At 65.3% G+C, this 22,889-nt stretch carries 17 protein-coding genes and 1 pseudogene; 5 read left to right on the forward strand and 13 right to left on the reverse strand.

Annotated features, from left to right (window positions below; genetic code table 11):
* The first annotated feature begins 180 nt into the window (after positions 1-180).
* From E5675_RS17890 to hutC, 3 genes are read left to right on the forward strand one after another with little or no spacing between them, the layout of a single operon-like run.
* Positions 181-2,256, forward strand: a complete 2,076-nt coding sequence (locus E5675_RS17890; RefSeq protein ID WP_281727868.1) for a type I secretion system permease/ATPase — start codon at positions 181-183, stop codon at positions 2,254-2,256.
* Complete coding sequence (locus tag E5675_RS17895) at positions 2,253-3,647, forward strand: HlyD family type I secretion periplasmic adaptor subunit (protein ID WP_136175693.1); 1,395 nt, start codon at positions 2,253-2,255, stop codon at positions 3,645-3,647. The genes E5675_RS17890 and E5675_RS17895 overlap by 4 nt, the downstream gene beginning before the upstream one ends.
* 40 nt (positions 3,648-3,687) lie before the next feature.
* Positions 3,688-4,518, forward strand: coding sequence for a histidine utilization repressor (gene hutC / locus E5675_RS17900; RefSeq protein ID WP_247594678.1), 831 nt, complete (start codon positions 3,688-3,690; stop codon positions 4,516-4,518).
* A 4-nt stretch (positions 4,519-4,522) separates the two neighbouring features.
* Here hutC and E5675_RS17905 read toward each other — a convergent pair whose 3' ends face one another.
* The 8 genes and pseudogenes from E5675_RS17905 to E5675_RS17940 form a co-directional block, all read right to left on the reverse strand.
* Entirely contained in the window at positions 4,523-5,257 is a 735-nt protein-coding gene (locus tag E5675_RS17905) for a PepSY domain-containing protein (protein WP_136175694.1), read from the reverse strand.
* On the reverse strand, positions 5,254-5,958 hold the full coding sequence (locus E5675_RS17910) for a PepSY domain-containing protein (RefSeq protein ID WP_136175695.1): 705 nt from the start codon (positions 5,956-5,958) through the stop codon (positions 5,254-5,256). The genes E5675_RS17905 and E5675_RS17910 overlap by 4 nt, the downstream gene beginning before the upstream one ends.
* 14 nt (positions 5,959-5,972) lie before the next feature.
* Positions 5,973-8,672: a TonB-dependent receptor gene (locus E5675_RS17915; RefSeq protein ID WP_136175696.1), complete on the reverse strand. Its 2,700-nt coding sequence runs from the start codon at positions 8,670-8,672 to the stop codon at positions 5,973-5,975.
* A 344-nt stretch (positions 8,673-9,016) separates the two neighbouring features.
* Positions 9,017-10,177: a copper resistance protein B gene (locus E5675_RS17920; protein WP_136175697.1), complete on the reverse strand. Its 1,161-nt coding sequence runs from the start codon at positions 10,175-10,177 to the stop codon at positions 9,017-9,019.
* 71 nt (positions 10,178-10,248) lie between these two features.
* Positions 10,249-11,923, reverse strand: a pseudogene (locus tag E5675_RS17925) (copper resistance system multicopper oxidase); the annotation flags it as partial.
* A gap of 102 nt (positions 11,924-12,025) precedes the next feature.
* Positions 12,026-12,598, reverse strand: a complete 573-nt coding sequence (locus E5675_RS17930) for an RNA polymerase sigma factor (protein WP_136175699.1) — start codon at positions 12,596-12,598, stop codon at positions 12,026-12,028.
* Entirely contained in the window at positions 12,595-13,035 is a 441-nt protein-coding gene (locus tag E5675_RS17935) for a periplasmic heavy metal sensor (protein WP_136175700.1), read from the reverse strand. The genes E5675_RS17930 and E5675_RS17935 overlap by 4 nt, the downstream gene beginning before the upstream one ends.
* Positions 13,032-13,349, reverse strand: a complete 318-nt coding sequence (locus tag E5675_RS17940; RefSeq protein WP_136175701.1) for a hypothetical protein — start codon at positions 13,347-13,349, stop codon at positions 13,032-13,034. The genes E5675_RS17935 and E5675_RS17940 overlap by 4 nt, the downstream gene beginning before the upstream one ends.
* Positions 13,350-13,448: 99 nt before the next feature.
* On the opposite strand from E5675_RS17940, the gene copC reads away from it, so the two are divergent.
* Together copC and copD are read left to right on the forward strand one after the other, a co-directional pair.
* Entirely contained in the window at positions 13,449-13,838 is a 390-nt protein-coding gene (gene copC, locus E5675_RS17945) for a copper homeostasis periplasmic binding protein CopC (RefSeq protein WP_136175702.1), read from the forward strand.
* A gap of 4 nt (positions 13,839-13,842) precedes the next feature.
* On the forward strand, positions 13,843-14,796 hold the full coding sequence (gene copD / locus E5675_RS17950) for a copper homeostasis membrane protein CopD (protein ID WP_136175703.1): 954 nt from the start codon (positions 13,843-13,845) through the stop codon (positions 14,794-14,796).
* A 281-nt stretch (positions 14,797-15,077) separates the two neighbouring features.
* On the opposite strand, the gene E5675_RS17955 is transcribed toward copD, so the two are convergent.
* From E5675_RS17955 to E5675_RS17975, 5 genes are all read right to left on the reverse strand, one after another.
* Positions 15,078-16,892: a DUF885 family protein gene (locus E5675_RS17955; protein ID WP_136175704.1), complete on the reverse strand. Its 1,815-nt coding sequence runs from the start codon at positions 16,890-16,892 to the stop codon at positions 15,078-15,080.
* A gap of 86 nt (positions 16,893-16,978) precedes the next feature.
* Positions 16,979-19,267 (reverse strand): TonB-dependent receptor, encoded by a 2,289-nt coding sequence (locus E5675_RS17960; RefSeq protein ID WP_136175705.1) that lies wholly within the window; start codon positions 19,265-19,267, stop codon positions 16,979-16,981.
* 78 nt (positions 19,268-19,345) lie between these two features.
* Positions 19,346-19,831, reverse strand: a complete 486-nt coding sequence (locus tag E5675_RS17965; RefSeq protein WP_136175706.1) for a hypothetical protein — start codon at positions 19,829-19,831, stop codon at positions 19,346-19,348.
* 393 nt (positions 19,832-20,224) lie between these two features.
* On the reverse strand, positions 20,225-21,484 hold the full coding sequence (locus E5675_RS17970; protein WP_136175707.1) for an amidohydrolase family protein: 1,260 nt from the start codon (positions 21,482-21,484) through the stop codon (positions 20,225-20,227).
* Between the two features lie 20 nt (positions 21,485-21,504).
* A complete protein-coding gene (locus tag E5675_RS17975; protein ID WP_136175708.1) occupies positions 21,505-22,815 on the reverse strand; it encodes an amidohydrolase family protein in 1,311 nt (436 codons plus the stop codon).
* Between the last annotated feature and the right edge of the window lie 74 nt (positions 22,816-22,889).

Raw genomic sequence — 22,889 nt, forward strand, 5'->3', positions numbered from 1 at the left:
CGCGAAAGCCGCGCGGCGGCTGTGGGCCGGAGGCCGGGCTCACTCTGGCCCGCCGCACCCCGCATATTGTCAACGCCTGAGAAACCCGATCGGAGACGCACCGTGCAGCAGGACCTGTCCCTCGGTTCGTCGGAGCCGCCCGCGGACAGCGGGCTCGCCGCCTTCGCGCTGATCCTCGCCATGCACCGCATCGCCGCCGACCCCGTCGAGCTGCGCCACGATCTGGGTCATGCCAACCCCGTCACCGAATCCGATCTGTTACGCCTGGCAAAGCGCATCGAGGGCGTCCGCGCCCGCGCCACCACCGGCGATTTCGAGCGATTGCAGCGCCTTCCCATGCCGGTGCTGGGCGGCGGGCCCGAGGGCTGGTTCGTGATCGGTCGCGTCGGCGAGGACGCCGTGGCCGTCCAGCGCCCCGGCGCCGAGATCGAGCGCTGGGATCGCAGCGCACTGGAGGCCCGCTGGTCGGGCGCCTTGCTCCTCGTCGCGACGCGCGATGCCGCGCAGGTCGCCGCGCCCGCCTTCGACATGACCTGGTTCGTCCCCCAGATCGTCAAATATCGAAAGCTGATCGGCGAGGTGCTGCTGATCACCCTCGCACTCAACCTGCTAGGGCTCGCAGCGCCGCTCTTCTTCCAGAACGTCGTCGACAAGGTGCTCGCGCACAACAGCCTCGCCACCCTCCAGGTGCTCAGCATCGGGCTGGTGATCGTCTCGCTCTGGGAAGTCGCCTTCGGCTGGCTGCGCACCCGGCTCTATTCGGAAACCAGCCAGAAACTCGACGTCGAGCTGGGCAGCCGGCTCTTCCGCCACCTGCTCCGCCTGCCGCTCGCCTATTTCGAGAACCGCCGCGTCGGCGACACCGTCACCCGCGTCCGCGAGCTGGAAACGGTGCGCGAATTCATGACCAATGCCTCGCTCACGGTGCTGATCGATCCGCTGTTCACGATCGTCTTTCTCGTCGCGATGTGGCTCTATTCGCCGACACTCTTCCTCATCGTCGCGCTGACGCTGCCCGCCTATGTGATCGTCTCGCTGCTCGTCACCGGCCCTTTGCGCCGCCGGCTCGATGAAAAATTCGCGCGCGGCGCCGCGAACAACGCGCTGCTCGTCGAAAGCGTCTCGGGCATGCAGACGCTCAAGGCGGCCGCGGTCGAGCCGCAATGGCAGGAGCGCTGGGAACGCCAGCTCGCCGCCTACAGCGCCGCCAACCAGCGCGTGATAAACCTCGGCAATTCGGGCAGTCAGGCGGTTCAGCTCATCTCCAAGCTCAGCCTCGCCGCGATCCTGTTCTTCGGCGCGCAGCAGGTGATCGCGGGCGCGCTGACGATCGGCGGGCTGGTCGCGTTCAACATGTTCGCGCAGCGCGTCTCGGGCCCGGTCATCCGCATGGCGCAGCTCTGGCAGGACTTCCAGCAGGTCCGCCTCTCGGTCGCGCGGATGGGCGACATCCTCAACACGGGCGGCGAGCCCGGTGCCGGATCGCGGACGGCGCTGCCCGCGCTCGCCGGCCATATCCGCTTCGAAAATGTCCGTTTCCGCTATGCTGCGGATGGTCCCTGGACGCTCGACGACATCGACATCGACCTGCCCGCCGGCGCCACGATCGGCATTGCCGGCGCCTCGGGCTCGGGCAAGTCGACGCTCACCAAATTGCTCCAGCGTCTCTATCTGCCGGCGAGCGGCCGGGTGCTGGTCGACGGCGCCGACATCGCCCAGATCGACCCCGCCTGGCTGCGCCGCCAGATCGGCGTGGTGCTGCAGGAGAATATCCTGTTCAACCGCTCGATCCGCGAGAATATCGCGCTCGCCGACCCCGCCATGCCGATCGAGCGGGTGATGAACGCCGCGCGGCTCGCGGGCGCGCATGATTTCATCCTCGCGCTCCCGCACGGATATGACACGATCGTCGAAGAGCGCGGCGTCAACTTCTCGGGCGGCCAGCGCCAGCGCCTCGCCATCGCCCGCGCGCTGATCACCAATCCGCGCATCCTGATCCTCGACGAGGCGACCTCCGCGCTCGATGCCGAGAGCGAGGAGATCGTCCAGCGCAATCTGAAGGCGATCGCCGCGGGCCGCACCGTGCTGATCATCGCGCACCGCCTTTCGGCGATCCGCCAGTGCGACCGTATTCTGACGCTCGACAAGGGGCGCATCGTCGAGAGCGGCACGCATGACGAGCTGCTCCGCCTCGGCGGGCGCTATGCGGCGCTCCATCACCGCCAGATCGGCGTTCAGGCGGGGGCGGCGGCATGAACGCGATCACCCGCCACTGGACCGCCGTCCGCGACGCGCTCGACAATGAACGCGTGCGCTCGCGCGCGGTTCTGCGCACCGAAGAGACCGACTTCCTTCCCGCCGCGCTGGAGGTGGTCGAGCGCCCGGTGTCGCCGACCGCGCGGGTCACCGCTTGGCTCTTGCTCGGCCTGCTGGCGGCCGCGCTGCTCTGGCTCGTGCTGGGCCGGGTCGACGTCGTCGCCTCTGCACCGGGCAAGCTGGTTCCCGCCGACGACGTCAAGCTGATCCAGCCCGGCGCGGCGGGGATCGTCCACGCGATACTGGTCCGCGACGGCCAGAGGGTCCGCGCGGGCCAGCCGCTGGTCGAGCTCGATCCCACCGTCTCCGATGCCGACGCAGCGCAAGCCCGCAAGGCGCTCGAGACCGCCGAACTCGACGCCGCGCGGCTGCGCGCCATCCTCTCCGCGCTCGACGGCCGGGGCCTGCGCTTCGCACCGCCCGCCGGCACCTCGTCCGAGGTCGCCGACACCCAGGTCGCGCTCGCCCGCGCCCAGCTCGCCGAGATCCGGGCGGGCAGCCAGACGCGCGCCGCCGACACCCGGGCCGCGCGCGCGAGCCGGGCCGAGGCGCAGATTCAGGCGGACAAGCTCGACGAAACCCTTCCCCTGCTCGACGAGCAGATCGCCGCCAACGAGAAACTGCTCGAGAAGGGCTATGTCTCCAAGCTGCGCGTGATCGAGATGCGCCGTCAGCGCATCGCCGCCGCGCGCGACCGCGACGCCGCGCTCGCCACCGCGCGCAAGGCGGACGCGCAGATCGCCGCGGCGGGCGGCAGTTTCAGCCAGTCCGCCGCGGAGGCGCGCGCCCGCATCCTCGCCGACCTCGCGCGCGCCGAAAGCGACGCACGGCTGCGCAAGGAGGAGCTGACCAAGGCGGCGAAACGCAGCAGCCTCCAGCGGCTGGTCAGCCCGGTCGACGGCACCGTCACGCAGCTCGCGGTCCACACCGTCGGCGGCGTCGTCGAAGCGGCCAAGCCGATCATGGTGATCGTGCCCGCGCGCGGAAAGCTGGTCGCCGAGGTGACGATCGCCAACAAGGATGTCGGCTTCATCGCCGCCGGCCAGCCCGTCGCGCTCAAGGTCGAGGCCTTTCCCTTCACGCGCTACGGCGCTGTGCCGGGCCGGCTCGAGCAGGTCAGCTCGGACGCGGTGCAGGACGAAAAGCGCGGACTCATCTACACGGCGCGCGTCGCACTGGACCAGACGACGATCCTGCGCGACGGAACCAGAATATCGCTCACCCCCGGCATGGCGGTTACCGCCGACATCCGCACCGGCCGGCGGTCGCTCGCATCCTATCTGCTGAGCCCGATCGACGAAATCCGCACCACGGCGGCGCGCGAGCGATAACGCCCCGGAAGTCGGGTAACGCGCGGCAGCAACGCCCATCTTGACGGCGAAGCGATCGGAACGATTGGAATCGGGATGGTTTCACCTGTATAGACGGGTGATGGATCTTATGCCTCGACGAAGCTCGAACAACGCCAGGCGGTCTTCCGGCCGCGCTGCCCCGGACACCCCTCCGCGCTACGCGGCGATCAAGCAAAGCATCCACGATGCCATCCGCGACGGCCGCTTGAAACCGGGTGACCGCGTGCCGTCGGAGGCCGATCTGGTCGGACAGTTCGACGTTTCGCGCATGACGGCAAACCGCGCGCTCCGCGAGTTGCAGGCCGCAGGCATCATTGTCCGCCGCGCCGGCAGCGGCTCGTTCATCGCCGAACCGAAGCCGATCGGACATATGATCGAAATCCGGAACATCGCCGAGGAAATCCGCGGGCGCGGCCATGACTACCGCGCGAGGGTCATCCAGAATGTCGAGGAAAAGGCGGGTGCCGAAACCGCCGTGTTGCTGGAGGTGCCGGTGGGCACGAAAATCTTCCACTCGATCATCGTCCACCACGAGGCCGAGTTCCCGATTCAACTCGAGGAGCGGTTCGTCCTCGCCTCGGTGGCGCCCGACTACGGCCGGATCGATTTTACGCAGATGACGCCGAACGAGTATCTGACGCGCACCGCGCCGCTCGAACGGGTCGAGCACCGCGTTTGCGCGACGATGCCGGACGCGCGCACGCGCGGCATGCTCGGCCTCGACGAGAATGAGCCGGTCCTGCGAATGACCCGGCGAACCTGGAGCCGCGGGCGGCTGGTGTCGCACGCCTGGCTTTCCCATCCCGGCACGCGTTTCGAGCTTTCGGCCGCCTTCTCGGTCGACGACTGACGCGTCAGGACGTGCTGCGCGTCACCACGGGCTTGCGGCGGCGGCGAAGCCAGCGAAAATCGGCGCGGCTGAAGCTTTTGAACAAGAGATAAAAGCCCGTCCCCGACAGCCAGAGCGCGCCGAAGCCGACGAAGACGATCAGCGGGTGGTTGAAACTCTTGCGGTTCAGATAGTCCATATTGTGGAGCATCCAGAAGAAGTCCCAGGTGCGCCAGGTGTCGCCGCGCATCACGAGGAAGCGCGCGGTATCGAGCGTGACATAAGCGCTGCTGTTTTCGGCATCGGCGAAATCGACACGCCACATCGCGCCTTCATGATCGCGCGATTCGAGGTTGGGCTTGGCAATCGCGCTCACCTTGCGGACCGGCGCCTCGTTCATCATCATCGCGACCTCGCGCGCCATATCCTGATCGACGCGGATATCCTCACCCGTCGTCGCATCGACAAGGCGGGTGCCCTTCGCGCTCTCGACCTCATAGACCGGCCGCACGCCGAGATCGCGCAGCACCACTCCCGTCACCGGCTCGCCGTCGGGCAAGGCGGCGACGTCATGATATTCGCCCGGCGGCAAGGGGTGCGAATGCGACATGCCGCCGCCGTGGCCGCCGACCTTGTCCTTGTCGAGCAGCGCCATCACCGAACCGCTGAGCGCCCAGAGGAGGAACTGGAGGCCGAGGATCAGCCCGACCCATTTGTGGATGCGCCGGAAGAGCAGCGGCGACAGGCGAAGCTTTTTCATGCCTTTTTCCTCTTGCGGCGCGGGAAGGACCAGATCAGCAGCCAGGCGCCGGTCGCCGCCATGGCAAAGGTGCTCCAGGTCGCGACGCGAAGCAGCGGATTGTTGACGTCGGTGCGCTCGTCATAATCCATGATGTGCAGCATCCACGCGAAGTCGAAGACGCGCCACAGCGCGTGGCGGCGCGAGACGAGCTCGCCCGTCGCCGGCGACAGATAGAGCGTCGGCCGGTTCCAGCCTTCGAATTCGACCTGCCAATAGGGCGGCTTGCGCGCCTGCATTTCCTGGGGCGCCTCGGTCAGAAGCCGAACCGAAACGATCTTGCCGTCGCCCGTATAGATGCGCCGCGCCTGTTCGCGCACCTGGGGCTCGGTCAGCGCGGGCAGCGCCGCTCCGGTGCGCGCATCGAACAGGCGCGCGCCTTCGGGTGTCTCGGCGCGCCAGACCGGCCGGCCGGAAAACCGCTGGAGGCGCATTTCCGAGACGCCCGGCGCCGCCGCGACGATCTTCGACGGCGCGGCAAGCCCGTCGAGGTCAAAGGGCTGAGCAACCGGCGCGCGCACCAGATCGTCGCCGTGAATGATGTCGATATGCACCGCCACCATGTAAAAGCCGGTCAGCGTCCAGAGCAAAGCCTGGACGCCGACCACCAGGGCCAGCCATTTATGCGTCCGGCGAACGACCAGCGGCCAACGAATTGCCATGCTCCCCTGCCCCTTTAAAAGGCGGTACGGAAGCCGACATAGAAGCGCCGGCCGAGCAGGTCATAGGTCATCGTATCGGTGTTCGCATCGGTGAAGCTCTGGATATAGGGCGCCTTGCGGTCGAAGAGATTGTCGACGCCGAGCTGGAAACGCGTCTTTTCGTCGATCTCGTAGGCGAGCTGGAGATTGTGGTAGAAGACATTTGGGGTGCGATAGCCGATCTCGCCGGGCGCGGCGTTGAAATCGGTCGCCTTACCGATCCACTGCGTCGACCAGGTCGCGCTGATCCCGTCCTTCTCGGCCGTCAGCACGCCATAACCGCGCCACTTCGCATAGCCGCCGTTGCCGCCGCCGATGAAGCCGTCGAAATCGATCGGGGCGCCGCCGGGGAATGGCAGCACGACATATTTGTTGAGGTAGGTCAGGTTGACGTCGAGCGATAGGTTCACGCTGCCGATGCCACCGGCATAGACGAGCCCCAGATCGAGCCCGTTCATTTCCTCGCGGCCGGTGTTGATCGGCTGCGCGGAGAGGAAGGTCACTTCGCCGGTCAGCGTGCTGCGCGTGAAATCGTCGCAGAAGGGATGCGACAGATTCTGGCTCGCGTAACAGATCGACAATTTGGTCGAGCCGGGAATCGCGCGGATCGCATCCTTGATCCTGATGTCGAACCAGTCGGCGGTGAGCGACAGGCCGGGGACCAGCCCCTTGGGCGAGACCACCGTCCCGACGGTCCAGGTCGTCGAGCTTTCGGGCTTCAGATTCTCGTTGCCGCCGACCGTCGTCAGGATCGTCGTGCCGAGCTGGACGTAATTGGCGGGCACGCCCGAGGCCTGGCAATTGGCGATCAGCGTCGCATCGCCGCTGGCCGCGTAGCGCGAGCAGGGATCGGTCGTCGTCAGATTGCCTTCCGATACGCCGCCATAAAGTTCGGGCACGTTCGGGATGCGGAAGCCCGTGCCATAGGTGCCGCGCAGGCGGAAGCTGTCGCTGATCATCCAGTCGAGGCTCGCCTTGTAGTTCCAGTCGCTGCCGAACAGGTCATAGTCGGAGAAGCGCACCGCACCGCCCGCGGTCAGCGCTTCGAAAAAGGGCGTATCGGCGAGGATCGGCACCGACAGCTCGAGATAGGCCTCCTTCGCCGTGGTCGAACCCGAGATCGGATCCTGCTGGTTGGTGTTGGCGATGCCGAGCACGGTCAGCGGATCGGGATCGCGCCAGCCCTTTTCCTTGCGATAGACAAGCCCGGTCGCAAACGACACCGGACCGGCGGGCAGGTTGAAGAGGTTGCCGTTCAGGTCCGCGGTGACCGTCGCCAGCTCGTTGCCGCCGCGATCGCGCGAGGTGAAGAGGATATAGTCGAGAACCTCGGGCGTCAGATCGCCAAAGCCCAGATAATCGGCGCACGGGATCGAGGCGCCCGCCGCCAGGCTGCACTTGCTCGTGTCGAGCGTGTTCGCGACGCGCTCGAGATTGGCGATATTGGTCGAGCCGTCGACCGCCGTGTTGCGCCCGAATGCGCCCGCGACTTCCCACGCCCAGTCGTTGGACAGCTTGCCGCGCAGCCCGAACGTGCCCTGCCAGGTGTCGGTTTCCTGAAAAAACTGGCGCGGCCCCGGCTCGGCGAGGCGGCGCTGGATGAGCACGATATTCTCGCCCGTCGGGTTGGTGGGGTTGCTCGCGGCGATCGACAGGTTGCGCAGCGTTCCCGGGGTCGCAATCTGGTTGGACTTGCGGAAGGTATAAAGGAATTCGCCGAACGCCTCGATATTGTCGCTGAGGTCATAGTCGGCGAAGAAGGCCGTGCTGACGCGCTCGACGGGGCTCACCGCATTGAGGAACGGGTTCGAACTGAAATTATGCTTGGCGGCGCTGTAGGGCTCGAAGAAGTCGCCGTCGCCGCCGAGAACCTGGTTGAAATTGATCTGCTGCCCGTTCGGGAGCACGGCGCGCCCGCCGATCGTCGAGGCGCTGTTGACGCAGCTCAGTGTGCCAGGTGTCGTTTCGGCGAGCGAACAGGGCGCGCGCGTCGCCATGTTGACCGCTCGCGTCTTTTGATAGGTGACCGCGGCCATGAAGCCGCCGCGATCATTGCGGACGCCCCACAGGAGATCGGCGGTAAAGTCGGACCCGTCGCCCCTTTCGGTGATGCCCTGGCGCACGCTGAGGCCCAGGCCTTCATAGTCGGTGCGGGTCACGAGATTGACCACGCCCGCCATCGCGTCGGCGCCATAGATCGCCGAGGCGCCGTCCTTGAGCACATCGGTGCGCGCGAGCGCCGCGACCGGGATCATGTTGAGGTCGGGCGAGGAGTTCGCCCCGGTGCCGCCCGCGACGAGGCGCCGGCCGTTCAGCAGCACCAGCGTGCGCTTGATGCCGAGGCCGCGAAGGTTGACCTGCGCCGTGCCATAACCGTTGTTCGCCCAATAGGCCGAGGTCTGGTTGCCCGCGAAGCCCGCGTTGGCGGGCAGGCGTTGCAGCACGGTTTCGATATTCACCAGGCCGGTATTCTCGATCTGCTCGGCCGAGACGACGGTCGCCGGCCCGACGCCCGCAAGATCCTGCCGCCGGATGCGCGACCCGGTGACGACGATGTCGTCGGGGCTCGCGGCGCTTTCGGCGCCGTCGGCCGGCGCTTCGACCTGCGCGAAGGCGGGCGTGGAAAGGCCGGCGGCGAACGCCGCGCTGGCGAGCAAAATTGTCCTGATCGTCATGGCAAACCCCCATCTGGTTTCGTGCATGGCGGCAGAAAGCATCAATTGTATATACAGGTCAACGGAAATTTCGTTTTTATTTCAATATCTTATTGACACTTCCGCAGGACGCATTGCCAGTCGATATACGCAGGCGAAAGCCCTACCCCTCAAAGTCGCACGATTTTTTTGCCCGCACGGCAAATCGGCGTAATTAAATTACGCGCGCTTGTCGGGGAGGGGGCGATGCGGCACGCAAACGCCGGGGCGCCCGCGGGTGGGCACCCCCGAGTCGCGGCGGCGCGCCGGCTTGTCGATTGGCTTGTCCGGAGCGTGCCCCGGGGGAGGCGCCCAGGGTCAGGACCCTAGAACCAGGCGCGCACCCCCATGACAAGCGCGACACTGCTGGGATCCTCGCCCGCCGCGCGCGCGAAGCGGGCGGTGTCGCCGAACTGGCGCGTCCATTCGACGCCGATATAGGGCGCGAATTCGCGGACGATCTCATAGCGCAGGCGGAGACCCAGCTCGACGTCCGACAGGCCCGATCCGATGCCGTTCGCGGGCACGTCCTGCAGCGCGAAATTCGCCTCGACGGCGGGCTGGAGCACCAGCCGCTGCGTGATGCGCTGGTCATATTCGCCCTCGATCCGGGCAAGAAGGTCGCCCTTGTCCGACAGGAAAAGCGCGCCGCCCACCTCGAACCAATAGGGGGCGAGCCCTTCGATCGCGACGGTGGCATAGCTCCGGTCGGGACCGGGGCCGAAATCCTGGCGGACACCGGCCTGCGCATTGAAATAGGGGCCGATGGCGCGGCTGTAGAGCAATTGCGCCTCGCCCTCCTCCAGCCCTTCGCCGATCGTGCTTTCGCCTTCGCTCTTGATCGTCAGCCGGTCGATGTCGCCGCCGTACCAGGCCTCTCCCTCCCAGCTGAAGCCGTCACGGCCCTTGCGCGCCTGATATTCGAGGTCGGCGGTGACGAAGCCAAAGGTCTGACCGCCGTTCTCCCTCATCATCTCGTGCCGCGAATGATCCATCGCGGCCTTGGAAAAGACGCGGTCGGCATACCAGTCGTCCGGCGGCGGCGGCGCGGGAGCGTCGCCCGGCGGCAGGTCGGTGCCCGTCGCACCGCCGGGGGACTGCGGCGGCGGTGCGACGTCGGGCGTGCAATGCCCCATGGCGGCATGTTCGGGCGGACAGGCGGGATCGCCCGCCGCGGCTTGCGCAGCTGGCGCCATTGCATGGCCGGCATGGGGGTCGGCTTCGGCCGGGGCAGGCCCGGCTGGCTCGGCATGGTCGCCGTGCGCGTCGTGATCGGGGTCGTCGTCGGCCATGGTGCAATGGCCCATCGCCGCATGTTCGGCGGTGCAGCCGCCGTTCATGCTCTGCTCCTTCGCCTCGGGCGGCGGAGCTTCCTGCATGGACGGTTGCGGCGCACCATGCCCCGCATGGGGGTCGGACTGCGCGACGGCGGGACCGGCGAGCGCGAGGGCCGACAGGCCGGCGAGCAGCATCGACGCGCGCCTCATGCCGCCTCTCCCTTCGGGCGGACGCTGACGACGCGCATCATGCCGGCGTGCATGTGATAGAGAAGATGGCAGTGGAACGCCCAGTCGCCGAGCGCGTCGGCGGTAAAGTCGAATGTCGCGATTCCGCCCGGCTGGACGATCACCGTATGCTTGCGCGGCGCGTGATCGCCCTTGCCCGTCACCAGTTCAAAGAAATGGCCGTGCAGGTGAATAGGGTGGCTCATCATCGAATCGTTGATCAGGTTCACGCGCACCCGCTCGCCCTCGATAAAGGGTATGGGTTCGTGATGGTCGGACATCTTCACGCCGTCGAACGACCACATGAAGCGCTCCATATTGCCGGTCAGGTGGATGTCGAGCGCGCGTCCGGGCGCGCGCACGTCGGGATTGCGGTCGAGTGCGACGAGGTGATGATAGGTCAGCACCTCGTGCCCCACATCCTCCAGCCCCTGCCCCGGTTCGGCCATCCGGTCGACCGGCATCGGCGAAATCGACTGGACGCTGGGGTCGCGCTTGACCTGCGGCGCGACGCTGAAATCGCGCATGCTGTGCTCCATGCCGCCCGCGCCATGTCCCATTGCGGCATGATCGGCGGCGGGCGCGGCGCCGGCGGGGGTGCAGTGCCCCATGGCGGCATGTTCGGGCGCGCAGGCCGCGTCGCCGCCGCCCGGCATGTCGCCCATGCCCCCCATCCCCATATCCTTCATCGTCGCGAGCGGGCGCGGGCGCAGCGCCGGAACCGGCGCGACCATGCCCGCACGCGGCGCGAGCGTCGCGCGCGCCATGCCCGACCGGTCGTTCGCTTCGGCGACGAATGTATAGGCGCGGTCGTCGGCCGGGGTGACGACGACGTCATAGGTTTCGGCCACGCCGATCTGGAATTCGTCGATCGCGACCGGCCGGACGTTGAGCCCGTCGGCCTGCACGACCGTCATACGGAGCCCCGGAATGCGGACGTTGAAGATCGACATCGCCGACGCATTGATGATGCGCAGCCGCACGCGCTCGCCGGGCGCGAACAACGCGGTCCAGTTGTCGCGCGGTCCATGGCCGTTGACGAGGAAGGTGTAGGTCGAACCGTTGACGTCGGCGATGTCGGTGGGATCCATCCGCATCCGGCCCCATTCGACCCGGTCCTTGAGCGTCTGGTCCTTGCCGGCGAGCAGCCCCGACAGCGTCTGGCGCTGCATGTTGAAATGCCCCGGATTGACCTTCATCTTGCGAAAGATTTCTTCGGGTGCGAGCTGGCTGTGGTCGGACAGCACGATCACATGTTCGCGGTCATAGGCGACCGGATCGGCATCCTTCGGATCGATCACGATCGGACCATAATGGCCAAGCTGTTCCTGCAGCCCTGAATGGCTGTGATACCAATAGGTGCCCGACTGGACGACGGGAAACTCGTAAACGAAGCGCTTGCCCGGCTTGATCCCGGGAAAGCTGACCCCCGGCACCCCGTCCATGTGAAAGGGCAGGATCAGCCCGTGCCAGTGGATCGAACTGTCCTCGTCCAGATCGTTTACAACCGTCAGGCGCGCCTGTTGCCCCTCCTTCAGCCGGACCAGCGGCGCGGGAACGGTGCCGTTGATCCCGATCGCCCGGCTGAGCTTTCCGTCGATGCGCATCGTCTGGCGCGCGATGCGCAGCGTGATGTCGTTGCCCGACACGGTCGGAAGGGGCGCGACGATACCGGCCGAAACCGGCTGCGCCCAGGCGGGGAACCATGCGGCCAGCGCGGCCGTCGCCCCTCCCCCCGCTGCCGCACCGATGAAACGCCGCCGATCGATTGTCATATCCGCCTTCTCATTTTTCCGAATGCTTCCCATACGCGCCGCGGCGGCGCGCCCCTCACGTTCCCGCCGTCCCCAGCATCGCGCGGAGTTTGGCGCGCGCACGATAGAGCCTCGTTTCGACGGTCTTTTCGCTGACGTTCAGCAGCTCGGCCGTCTCGGCCTGGCTATATTCCTCGACTCCGCGCAGCACGACCACCTCGCGCAGATTGGCCGGCAGGTCCGCGATCGCGCGCTGCACCCGCGCCAGTTCGGCGCGATCGGCCGCCTCGACGTCGAGCGGCGGGCTGTCGCCGGCGACGTCATAAGCGCTTTCGAGCGGCAACGCGCGCGTAAAGAAGGCGCGGACCGCGCGGCGGCGGCCCCAGTCACGGCATTTGTTGAGCGCGATGCGCGAAATCCATGTGCGAAAGGGCCGCTCGCCATCATAGCGGGCGAGCGCGGCGAACCCCGCGACAAAGGCCTCCTGCGTCAGGTCCATCGCCTCGCCCTCGTCGCCGACATGCCCCCGGATCAAGCGGAAGACGGGCGCCTTGTACCGCGCCAGAAATTCGCGATAGGCGTCCTGCCGCCCCGACAGGGCGAGCGCCGCGAGGTCACGGTCGGGGCATTGCGACAGGTCGGGCGTCACCTCGCATCGGCGGTCAGCGCCTTGACCACAACCTTGTCGAACATCGCCGCCTGTTCGCGGTCGAGAACCGCGCGCATTGCAAAAAGATGCTGCAATGTTTCCTTCTGAAGTTCGCCCATCACTTCATGCGTCTCGTCGATCGCCTTGGTGACCCGCGGCCCATAACCGTGCTCGGCCTCGATCGCCTGCGCGAGCCGGATATTGGCGGCGCGCATCTCGAGCTCGAGCGCGGTGCGGCGCGCGGCGAATTTCGCCTCGATCGCGTGGATGCGCTTATCCTGGTCCGCCGACAGCGTCAGTTCGCGGTGCAGCAGCGCGTGCAATTCGGTCTCGTCCTGCTTCGGCGCGTCGACGAGCAGGCGGCCGAGAAAGACGCCCGCGATCGCCGCGAGAAAAGCGATGAGCCCGACGATCGCGAGCCGGCGTGCAGACGTCATCGGCGCGCGTCCAATATCGTCGACGGTGCGAGCGGGCTCGCGGGAATCAGCGGCGTCAGCGGCTTTGCCTCGACCGCGGTGGGCGCGAAAATGCTGCCCCCGATCATTCCGCCGCCGAGCGATACCAGCGCGGCGACCGCCATCAGCCGGCGCGTCGCTGCGGCTTCGCGTTTCCGGACGGCGAGCGCGGCGAGGACGCGGTCGTCGAGCGCGTCGAGCGCCGACGGCATGACGGCCGCGTGCATTTTCCGAAATTCGTCGTCCATCACCGTTGCTCCGGTCCTTTCATCGGGATCATACGCAGCGGCGCGCATCACCCCTCATCCTCTCCCGTTCGGGCCGCGACCTTTTCGTACGAGGGCCCGCACCCTGGCATGCGTATTAGCAGCACAGACATGCTGTTGGAGCTTTTTATGCACAGATTCCCCCTCTCCCCTCTCGCGCTTTTCGCCGCGGCCGCGTTGGTGCTGTCGCCCGCCGCGGCGATGGCGCATGCCAAGCTGGTCGCATCGACCCCCGCTGCCAACGCCAAGGTCGCGAAAGTGACGTCGGTGCAGCTCAAATTCAGCGAAAAGCTGATCGCGTCGACGGTGCGCGCCGAACTGGTAATGACCGCGATGCCGGGGATGACCGACCACCCGCCGATGAAGATCGCGATCGGATCCGCGATGGGCAAGGACGGCAAGTCGATGACGCTCACCCCGAAACGCGCGCTCGTCCCCGGCACCTACAAGGTCAAATGGTCGGCGGCGGGCGCCGATACGCACCGCATGGGCAGCGAATTCAGCTTCACGGTAAAATAGGGCGGTGGCCGACCCTGTTCTGATCGGCATCAGGTTCGCACTTTACGCGGACCTGATGCTGGTCGCCGGTCTTGCCGCATTCCCGCTCTATGCACTGACATCAAGCGAACGTCTCGAACCACGGACCGCGATGGCCGCGATCTGGCGTGCGGAGCGATGGCTCTGCGCCGCCGGGCTGCTTCTCTCCATCCTCGGAATGGCGGTGCTCGCCGCTTCGATGCAGGGCGTGGGGCTCCTCTCGCTGGAGCTTCGGCCTTTGCTGGATCTGGTGCGCGAGACCGACGTCGGGATGGCCTGGCTCTACCGGAGCGCCGCGCTCCTGCTCGCGCTTGCCGTCGCGCTCCGGATGACGCGCTGGCCGACAGCTGCGGCCGCGGCGCTCGCGGTGGCCGGCTCGGTAGCCACCGCGACGCTCGTCTGGTCCGGGCACGCGGGCGCGACCGAGGGCGCCGCAGGCACCGTGCACCGGATCAGCGACATCCTGCACCTGATCGCGGCCGCGGTTTGGATCGGCGCGATCGGCGCCTTCCTTCTCCTGATCGCGCCGCACGGCCTTCGCGAACGACCGGACGGGCTCCGGATTGCGGTGCGGAGTCTCGACCGGTTTTCGCGCATCGGAACGATATGCGTCCTCATCGTCGCCGCGACCGGCCTCATCAACGGCCAGATGATCGTCGGCGTCCAGAATCTCGACCGGTCGCTCGGCTCGGCCTATGGGCAATTGCTTCTTGCCAAGCTCGCGTTGTTCGCTCTGATGCTCGCGCTCGCGGGCGCCAATCGCTGGCGGCTGACGCCCGCGCTCGCGACCGCCGCCGATGCCAATCCCGAAGCCGTGCTTTCGGCCCTGCGCAGGAGCCTGATCGTCGAAGCGTCGGCGGCGCTCGCTATCCTCGCGCTGGTTGCCTGGTTCGGCACGCTCGAACCCTTCGCCGCGCCGCCGGCAAGGGTGCTGGCGTAACTGAAATGGGTATGACGGGCACTCAAATCATCGGGAAATTTCTGTTCGATTGAGTGGGTGAGGTCGGCTTTGCGTCCAATCGCGGTCATTCGATATTCGTGTTGGAGTCCTTGGATGCGTATATTTGGATAGCCTCTTACCGCCGTTGACTCGTGATTTTTAAGCAGCCTGATGGATTGCGATGAAAAGTCCGAGGGCAGAGCGTTTCTGACAATTTGAATCTGTAATGCCGCCTCACCACCCCAAAGCCAGTCGTTTCGCTGCGCTGCGGCATCTCGATATCAACGAACGCGCTGAGCCCAATCTCTCACGGAGGCATCGAGTACCGTCATCGGCATCGGTCCTGAGGTCAGAACCAGGTCGTGAAACTGGCGCACGTCAAATGCCGTACCCTTGGCCGAACGCGCCCGCTCGCGCGCCGCATAGATCGCGTTGGCACCGACTTTGAAGCTGCATGCCTGCCCAGGATAGACAGCGTAGCGAGTGACCTCGCGGTCGGTTGCCTCGGGCTGTTCGCCGGCATTTTCGACCATCCATGCCACCGCCTCTGCCTTGGTCCAGCGGTGATGATGGAGCCCGGTATCGACGACGATGCGGGCAGCCCGGAACAGCTCGGACTGAAGATAACCGATCCGTCCGAACGGATCGTCCTTGAAGATGCCGAGTTCGTCGGCGACCTGCTGCGCATAGAGCGCCCACCCCTCGGTATAGGCAGAAAAACGCACGATACGCCGGAACAGGGGGAGCGCCGGCGCCTTGCCGAGCACGCTGTACTGGAAATGATGGCCGGGAATGCCTTCGTGGTGCGTCAGGGTTGGCAGACGCCACGTTACATGCTCGCCCGGATTCTTGAGATTGAGCGAATAGACACCCGGCTCGCCCGGCGCGCCTTCGGAATAGAAGGCACCGGGCGCGCCCGCCTCGATCGCCGGCGGGATGCGACGCACGGCGATCGGACTGACCGATGTGATACCGAACGCGCCGGGCAACAGCGCCTTGATCGCCGCGAGCTGCTCGTTCGCCAGCGCCAACAGCTTTTCGCGCCCTGCATCATCGGCGGACACGCGGAACCGGTCATCCCTGTTGAGCGCCGAAACGCGGGCAATGACACTCCCCTTGCTCAGACCTTGCGCTTTCAGCAGCAAGTCGATCTCGGCGGTGAGTTTACGGCATTGATCGAGCCCGATGCGATGCAACTCGCCGGGCGGGGTATCGACCGTCGTGTTCGAACGCACCGCCGCGGCATAATAGGCATCGCCGTCGGGCAGCTTCCAGACCCCGGCGCGGTCGTCGGCTTGCGGCGCGAGCGCTTCGAGCGCATCGATCTGGCGGCTGAGCGCGGGCTGGATAGCCGAACGGAAAATATCGCTCGCGCGACCAGCCGGATCGCCCAGCCCTTTCTCGCGGATGCGCTTGAGCGCCGGCGCGATCAGCGCCGATCCGAGCGGATCGCCATCGCGTAGGCCCTTGATCTGCGCAATGGTGCGGGTGATCACGAAATCGGGCGGAACAACACCTATACCGACATCGTGGCGGATGCGCTCGCTCTCCTGATCGAGTACAACCGCGAGCGCCGCGAGGCGCTGGAGCCAAGCCTCGACGTCGGCCTTGGTCTCGATCGGATGGCGGCTGCCGATGAAGTCGGGCAGCCAGTAATAAGCACCGTTCATCTGGCTGACGACATAGGGGCTCGGCCGCAAATTGCCGTCGACATAGCCGTATCGACCGAGAAGGTCGTCGAGCGTCCGGTAGACATAATGTGCGACATCGCGGTCCAGCGCCGCGCGCGAAGACAAGGCGCCGACATCGATCGAACCGAGCTCAGCCAGTGCCGTGCGGACGGCGGCCCGGTCGCTGGCGCGCGCCGCCAGCGACCGGTCATCGAGCCGGCTGCGGAGCAGCGCATGCGCGCCCGTGTCGAAATTGTTCGCCGTTGCTTCCTCGGGCGAACGCCGCAGATAGGCCTCGCTGTGCCGCTGCAGCAATGCCTCCAGCGCGCGATCCGCGGCGCCCCCTTGCGCGTTTAGCGCAGGGGGCACGAACCCTGACAAGCCGGTCGCCGCCGCGGCTCCCATAAAGCGTCGACGGTCGATCATGGCGTTACTCCAGTGCAATATTGTCGTCGGTCGGTCGGTCAAGCAGAGGGGGGCGGCCGCGACCAGGGCCGCCACCCCCGTTCGCGTCAGAACTTATAGCCGACGCTGACACCGAAGACACGATAGGACGGTTCGACCTGCACGCCGCTGTAAAATGCCTTTTCATAGGCGTTGGCATAATAGTCTGCATCGAACAGATTCTCGACGAACACCACCGCGCGAACGCGGTCATCCTCGACGCCCAGACGCAGGTTCACATTGTGATAGCTCGGGCTTTCGAAGGGTTCGCCCGCCACATCCTTGTATAGATAATAATAGGGGTTGGAGATCATCGCATCGCGATAATTCCATTCGGCGCGTACGAAGGCTTCGAAGCGGTCACCGATCGGCAGCGTATATTGGGTCTGCGCACCGAGCGTCCATTCGGGTGCATTGGTCAGTTGCTCGCCGCTGATATCGATGACCATACCGTCGATGAGCGCGTTCGGATAATCCTTGTACTTCGATTTGTTGAAGCCGACGTTGCCGCCGAGCGCCCAACGGTCGGTAATCCGCGCGTCGAAGCTCGCCTCGACGCCATAGCTTTCGGCCGAAGCCGCGTTGGCGATGCCGCTGACCCCGCGCAGAAGCCCGCTGACCGGGTCGATGAACTGGAAGCGGATCGTCTGCTGGACATCCTTCCAATCCATATAGAAGCCGGTGATGTCGACGCGCAGACGCTTGTCGAACAGGTCGAACTTCGTCCCGAGTTCATAGTTCCAGAGCGTTTCAGGCTTGAATTCGTTGGTCAGCGCGGCGCTATTGGTCGTCTGCGTCCCGCCCGACTTGAAGCCACGCGACGCGGTCGCGAAGATCATCCAGTCGCTGTTGGGTTTATAGCTCAACGTGACCTTGGGCGAGATATCCTCGAAATCGGCGACGCGGTCATTGTTGCCGGTGACCACCGTATTCGATCGGGTTTGTGAGATATTCGTCACCTTCTCCCACGAATAGCGAAGCCCAGCGGTCGCCGAGAATTTCTCGCCGAAATTCAGCGTTCCCTGGGCGAAGATAGCGAAATAGCGGCTTGAACTGGCGCCGTCGGCGCCGGTGACTTCCAGCCCTTCGCAGTTGCCCGCGCTGGCCGCAGGACAAAGCGGGCTGTCGGCGCCGTGATAGGTCGACTGGTCGCTGACGCCACTATCCTTGCCGAGCGAGGCGCCGAGGCTCCAGTCGAAGAACTGGGTCCCCGTCGATTGCAGTCGAAGTTCGCCGCTGGTCGATTTGCGACGCAGTTTCAGGTCTTCGTAGAAAAAGTCGGGGCTGCCGCCATCGACATCGCCATAGTTGAAGACATCGGCGACCAGATGCCCGCCGACGGCCGTCAGGGCGACCGGACCGAAATCCCAGACCGCACGCGAACTGAAATATTCGAACTTGCTGCCGACACGCTGGTCGCGGTTGAAATTCACACGGGTCTTGTTGTCCGGAAAAAAGCCCACGCCGTCTTCGTCGGCGATCGTTCCGGCGGCGGCGCCATAATAGACCGAAGCCCAGGTCCGCGTGACGAAGCCGGTCGGTACGCCGTTGCGCATGCCCACTTCTTCATCGGAATAATTATAGGTGAAATCCCATGTCAGATTGTCGAGCGGCGTGAAGCGCGCCTGGATGCGGCCGGTATAATATTCGCTGTCGTTGCCGCCGCCGATCGGGTTGATATTCTTGATATAGCCGTCGGATTTTTCGATCTGACCCGATGCGCGAACCGCGAGCAATCCGCTGACGACAGGGATATTGATCACGCCCTGCGCGCGTTTCGTATCGAAGCGGCTGTAGCCCAGCTCGAGCTCGCCCTCGAACGCATCGACGGGCTTCTTCGTGATCACGTTGATCGCGCCGCCGACTGCGTTGCGGCCGAAATAGGTGCCCTGCGGGCCGCGCAACACTTCGATACGCTCGAGATCGACGATCTGGGGGTTGCTCGTCCCCGCCGCGACGTTGAATTCGTCGACATAGAAGGCGTAACTCGATTGCCGGACGTCGGCATAGGGATTGAGCTGGTTCGAAATGCCGCGGATCGCAAGATCCTTGCGGTCGCGCGATCCGTTCGACTGGAAGCTGACGTTCGGCGTCATGGCGAAATAATCGTCGACGCTCTGGATATTCTGGTTCTTGATCGTCTCGGCGCTGAGCGCGGTGATCGCGATCGGAACATCTTGCAGGCTCTGTTCGCGGCGCTGCGCGGTGACGACGATTTCGCCCGCACCGGCGCTTTCGGACGCACCCGCTTGCTGGGCATAGGCGGGGACGGCGGTCAAACCTCCGATCATCGCCGCGGTCGCGGTTCCCAACGCAAAGCGGCCAATGCCGCGCTTTTCCTGATTGATGCACTTCATGTCAAAACCCCCTCATTGGCCGGCAGTCCTGTCCGTCGGCCCCTTGATCCAATCCTCTCCACGGTCACCGTCAGGGCGTCATTTGGTCCAGCATTGCGGGTCGAGTGGATCCTTGCCCTCTTCCAGCGTGTGGCGGACGAGGACGATCGACGCGATCTTGCCACCTTCGAGCTCCGCATGGCCCGCCGCGAGCGAGCAGCCGGTCTTGCCGTCGCGCCGCGAACGAATGACATGATAGGTGTAGACGCGGTCGTCGGCTTCGAAGACGTCCTTGAATGGCACGACGATCTCGACGTCGCCGCCGCCCGACTGGATGCGCTGGAAATGGGTCGCCCATTGGTTGACGCCGTTGATGACGGTGCGGCCTTCGAGCACCAGCGTCGCATCGGGAGTGAAGAATTTCGAGAAATTTTCCGGCGTATAGGCACCGGGAGTCCGGAACGCCTCGTTCCACCAGATGAACATCTTGGAAAGAACGTCGGTCGCAGGCTTTTCCTGGGCCGCCGCCGGTGCCGCGAAGTTGAGGGCCGCAAGCGCGGATGCGAGTATCAGCGTCTTTTTCATTTGGAACTCCCTGTAACTATATTGCTTCGTTGGCGGCCTCGAGACCGCGGTGTTTCGGGGAGTGTCCGTCAGTTGCACTGTTGTTTCAACAACATTACAAATTCGCGTTCGTTGCGCTGAACGCAAATAACGAACAACCCTGTTCTCGCCCGCGACGACCTCTCTCCACCTGATCGGGATCGTTCAAAGACCTCGAATGATATATTTTCATTATTTTTATCAGATACTTGATGAATAGCTTGCCGATTATAACTGCGCGACCAGACGGCCCGCGACCCGATCCGGGTTATTGCGCGGATACCGCCGAGCCATGGGTCATCGACGACGGGCCGCGGCACCATCCATCGATGGCCGCCGCGGCAATGTAACAAAAATCACGCGATTCGTTGTCTATTATCGCGCCGCATCGTTGCGGATCAGCTTGCCGCCCTTCATCACGAAACCGATCGTGCGCAGCGCGCGGATGTCCCGCGTGGGGTCGGCGTCCACCGCGATGATGTCGGCGTAATAGCCTGCCTTCAGCAGCCCCACCTCGCTGTCGACGCCGAGCATCCGCGCCGGTTCGCTCGTCGCGGCGCGAAGCGCCTGCGCATGGCTCATCCCCGCATCGACATAGATTTCGGCTTCGCGGACGGTCGCCGTCGTGCCCTCGTTCGGTTCCCAGGGATATTGGTCGGTGCCGAGTGCGATGTTGACCCCTGCCGAAATCGCGTCTCGCAGCGACTGGATATGCGCCTTTCCGACCGAATCGACGCGATCGAGATACCAGTCGGGCGAACCGATCTTCCTGTAGAAAGCCTTGGCGCCGCTCTGGCTGACGACGATCGTCGGTACGTACCAGACGCCCTTCTTCCTCATCTTCGCGAGGACGGGGGGCGTCAGGAAATAGCCATGTTCGAAACAGTCGATCCCGGCATCGATCGCAGCCTCGGATGCGATGGGCGACCCTGTATGGCCGGTGACCTTCACGCCGTTGCGGTGCGCCACCTCGATCGCGGTTTTCAGCTCGTCATCGGTAAAGGGCGAGGCGCCGATGTCGCCGTGCGTATCCGAAATTCCGCCCGAAATGCCGAGCTTGATCCAGGTGGCGCCAGCCTTTACCTGCTCGCGGACCGCACGTGCGAATTCGGCCGGCCCGTTGACCTCGGTCTTGCCGTGCCCGCCGGTTGCAACGATCGACGAGCCCGCGGTGTGGATGCGCGGCCCGTCGAAAACGCCGCTGTCGATCGCGCGCTTGACGGTGAAATCGACCCCGGCGTCGGATCCCGTCAGCCGGATCGTCGTCACTCCCGACCACAGCGATTTCTGCGCGTTGTCGAGCGTGCGGAGCGCCATCGAGTCGGGGGTTTCGTTATAGATGCGCGACGCCCCCGGCAGGTTGAGCGCGAGGTGAACATGCATGTTCATCAGGCCGGGGATCAGCCATTTGCCATCCATCGGGATGACCGTCGCCCCCGGCGGGACCGGCGTCGAGGCACGCGGGCCAACTGCCTGTATGCGTTCGCCGTCGATCAGCACCACGGCATCGCGCAGCGGTGCCTTCCCGGCCAGATCGACGACATTGCCGCCGACGAGCGCGACGGGCTGCGCCGCGGCGGGTGCCCCGACGACGATGGCGAGCGGGACGGCGGCGGAAAGCAGGCGATATGTCATGGCGACCCCCATTTATCGAGTCAGTGCGCGATCGTTTCGGGCATCGCGTCGTTGCGGTAGATGACGCCCCCCTTCATCACGAAGTCGAGCGTGCGCAACGCCGCGACATCCTTGGCCGGATCGGCGGTGACGGCGACGATGTCGGCGTATTGGCCGGCGACGATCCGCCCGACGTCCTTGTCGATCCCAAGCATCGCCGCGGGTTTGATCGTCGCCGCCTGCAGCGCCTGCAGCGGCGTCATGCCGGCTTTCTGATACAACTCGGCCTCGGCGACGGTCGCGGTCGTTCCACCATTGGGTTCGAACGGAAACTGATCGGTGCCGAGCGCGACATTGACCCCGAGCTTGATCGCCTTTTGCAGCACCGCCCAATGATCCTTGCCGGTCGAGGCAACGCGGTCGAGATACCATTCGGGCGAACCGATCTTGCGATAGAATTCATAGGCTCCCGGCTGGCTGACGACGATCGTCGGTACCAGCCAGGTGCCCTGCGCCTTCATTTTCGCGAGCACCTCGTCATTGAGATGATAGCCATGTTCGAAACAGTCGATACCGAACTTCAACGCTTGAAGCGCCGCTTCGGACGAGCCGTTGTGCGCGGTCACCTTCACCCCGTTGCGATGTGCGACCTCGATGATCGTCGACAGTTCGGCATCGGTCATCGGCGCGGCGGAAATGCTGCCGTGCGTGTCCGAAATACCGCCCGAGATCGCAATCTTGATCCAGCTCGCACCGCCCTTGATCTGCGTTCGCGCCGCCTTGCTGAGTTCGGCGGGGCCATCAGCCTCGAGCGACCCGTGGCCGCCGGTCGGGACGATCAGTTCACCTGCGGTCTCGATACGCGGGCCGACCGCCTGACCTTTCGCGATCGCGCGCTTGAGCATGAAATCGAGGCCGCGGTCCTCGGCGGTCAGCCGGACCGTCGTGACCCCGGCGAGCAGCGTCCGGCGTGCATTGTCCGCCATGCGCAGGACTTCCTCGCCGTCCTTCTCGTTGATCAGTTCGGCGCCCGCGGCGCCGGGAAGCTTCAGCCCGAAATGGACGTGCATGTTCATCAGGCCGGGGATCAGCCACTTGCCGTTCATCGGCACCACCTTTGTCCCGGAGGGGACGTCGACGGACGCCGCAGGGCCGACCTTCAGAATGCGCTCGCCCTGCACCAATATGGTGGCATTCGAAATCGGCGCTCCGCCGTCGATGCCGACGACCGTGCCGCCAACCAGCGCGGTCAGCGGCGCGGCCGCAGGCGCCTCGCCCGGTTGAGCCGCCGCCGATGCAGCAAAAAGTCCCAGAAATGCGGCAAGCGCCGGCGCGGCATGCAGTCGTTTCATCAATTGCCCTTCCCTAGTATCTGCGGCCGAACCTGCGGCAATGGCTCAAGAAAACAATGCGCAAGAAGGCGCAA

This window comes from Sphingopyxis sp. PAMC25046 (assembly GCF_004795895.1).
GTDB lineage: Bacteria > Pseudomonadota > Alphaproteobacteria > Sphingomonadales > Sphingomonadaceae > Sphingopyxis.

Excerpts from the sequence above, each read along its gene's own strand:
- E5675_RS17890 (WP_281727868.1), top strand. The coding sequence starts at position 181 with ATGCACCGCATCGCCGCCGACCCCGTCGAGCTGCGCCACGATCTGGGT.
- E5675_RS17895 (WP_136175693.1), top strand. The coding sequence starts at position 2,253 with ATGAACGCGATCACCCGCCACTGGACCGCCGTCCGCGACGCGCTCGAC.
- E5675_RS17905 (WP_136175694.1), bottom strand. The coding sequence starts at position 5,257 with ATGAAAAAGCTTCGCCTGTCGCCGCTGCTCTTCCGGCGCATCCACAAA.
- E5675_RS17910 (WP_136175695.1), bottom strand. The coding sequence starts at position 5,958 with ATGGCAATTCGTTGGCCGCTGGTCGTTCGCCGGACGCATAAATGGCTG.
- E5675_RS17915 (WP_136175696.1), bottom strand. The coding sequence starts at position 8,672 with ATGACGATCAGGACAATTTTGCTCGCCAGCGCGGCGTTCGCCGCCGGC.
- E5675_RS17920 (WP_136175697.1), bottom strand. The coding sequence starts at position 10,177 with ATGAGGCGCGCGTCGATGCTGCTCGCCGGCCTGTCGGCCCTCGCGCTC.
- E5675_RS17935 (WP_136175700.1), bottom strand. The coding sequence starts at position 13,035 with ATGACGTCTGCACGCCGGCTCGCGATCGTCGGGCTCATCGCTTTTCTC.
- E5675_RS17940 (WP_136175701.1), bottom strand. The coding sequence starts at position 13,349 with ATGCGCGCCGCTGCGTATGATCCCGATGAAAGGACCGGAGCAACGGTG.
- copC (WP_136175702.1), top strand. The coding sequence starts at position 13,449 with ATGCACAGATTCCCCCTCTCCCCTCTCGCGCTTTTCGCCGCGGCCGCG.
- E5675_RS17955 (WP_136175704.1), bottom strand. The coding sequence starts at position 16,892 with ATGATCGACCGTCGACGCTTTATGGGAGCCGCGGCGGCGACCGGCTTG.
- E5675_RS17960 (WP_136175705.1), bottom strand. The coding sequence starts at position 19,267 with ATGAAGTGCATCAATCAGGAAAAGCGCGGCATTGGCCGCTTTGCGTTG.
- E5675_RS17965 (WP_136175706.1), bottom strand. The coding sequence starts at position 19,831 with ATGAAAAAGACGCTGATACTCGCATCCGCGCTTGCGGCCCTCAACTTC.
- E5675_RS17970 (WP_136175707.1), bottom strand. The coding sequence starts at position 21,484 with ATGACATATCGCCTGCTTTCCGCCGCCGTCCCGCTCGCCATCGTCGTC.
- E5675_RS17975 (WP_136175708.1), bottom strand. The coding sequence starts at position 22,815 with ATGAAACGACTGCATGCCGCGCCGGCGCTTGCCGCATTTCTGGGACTT.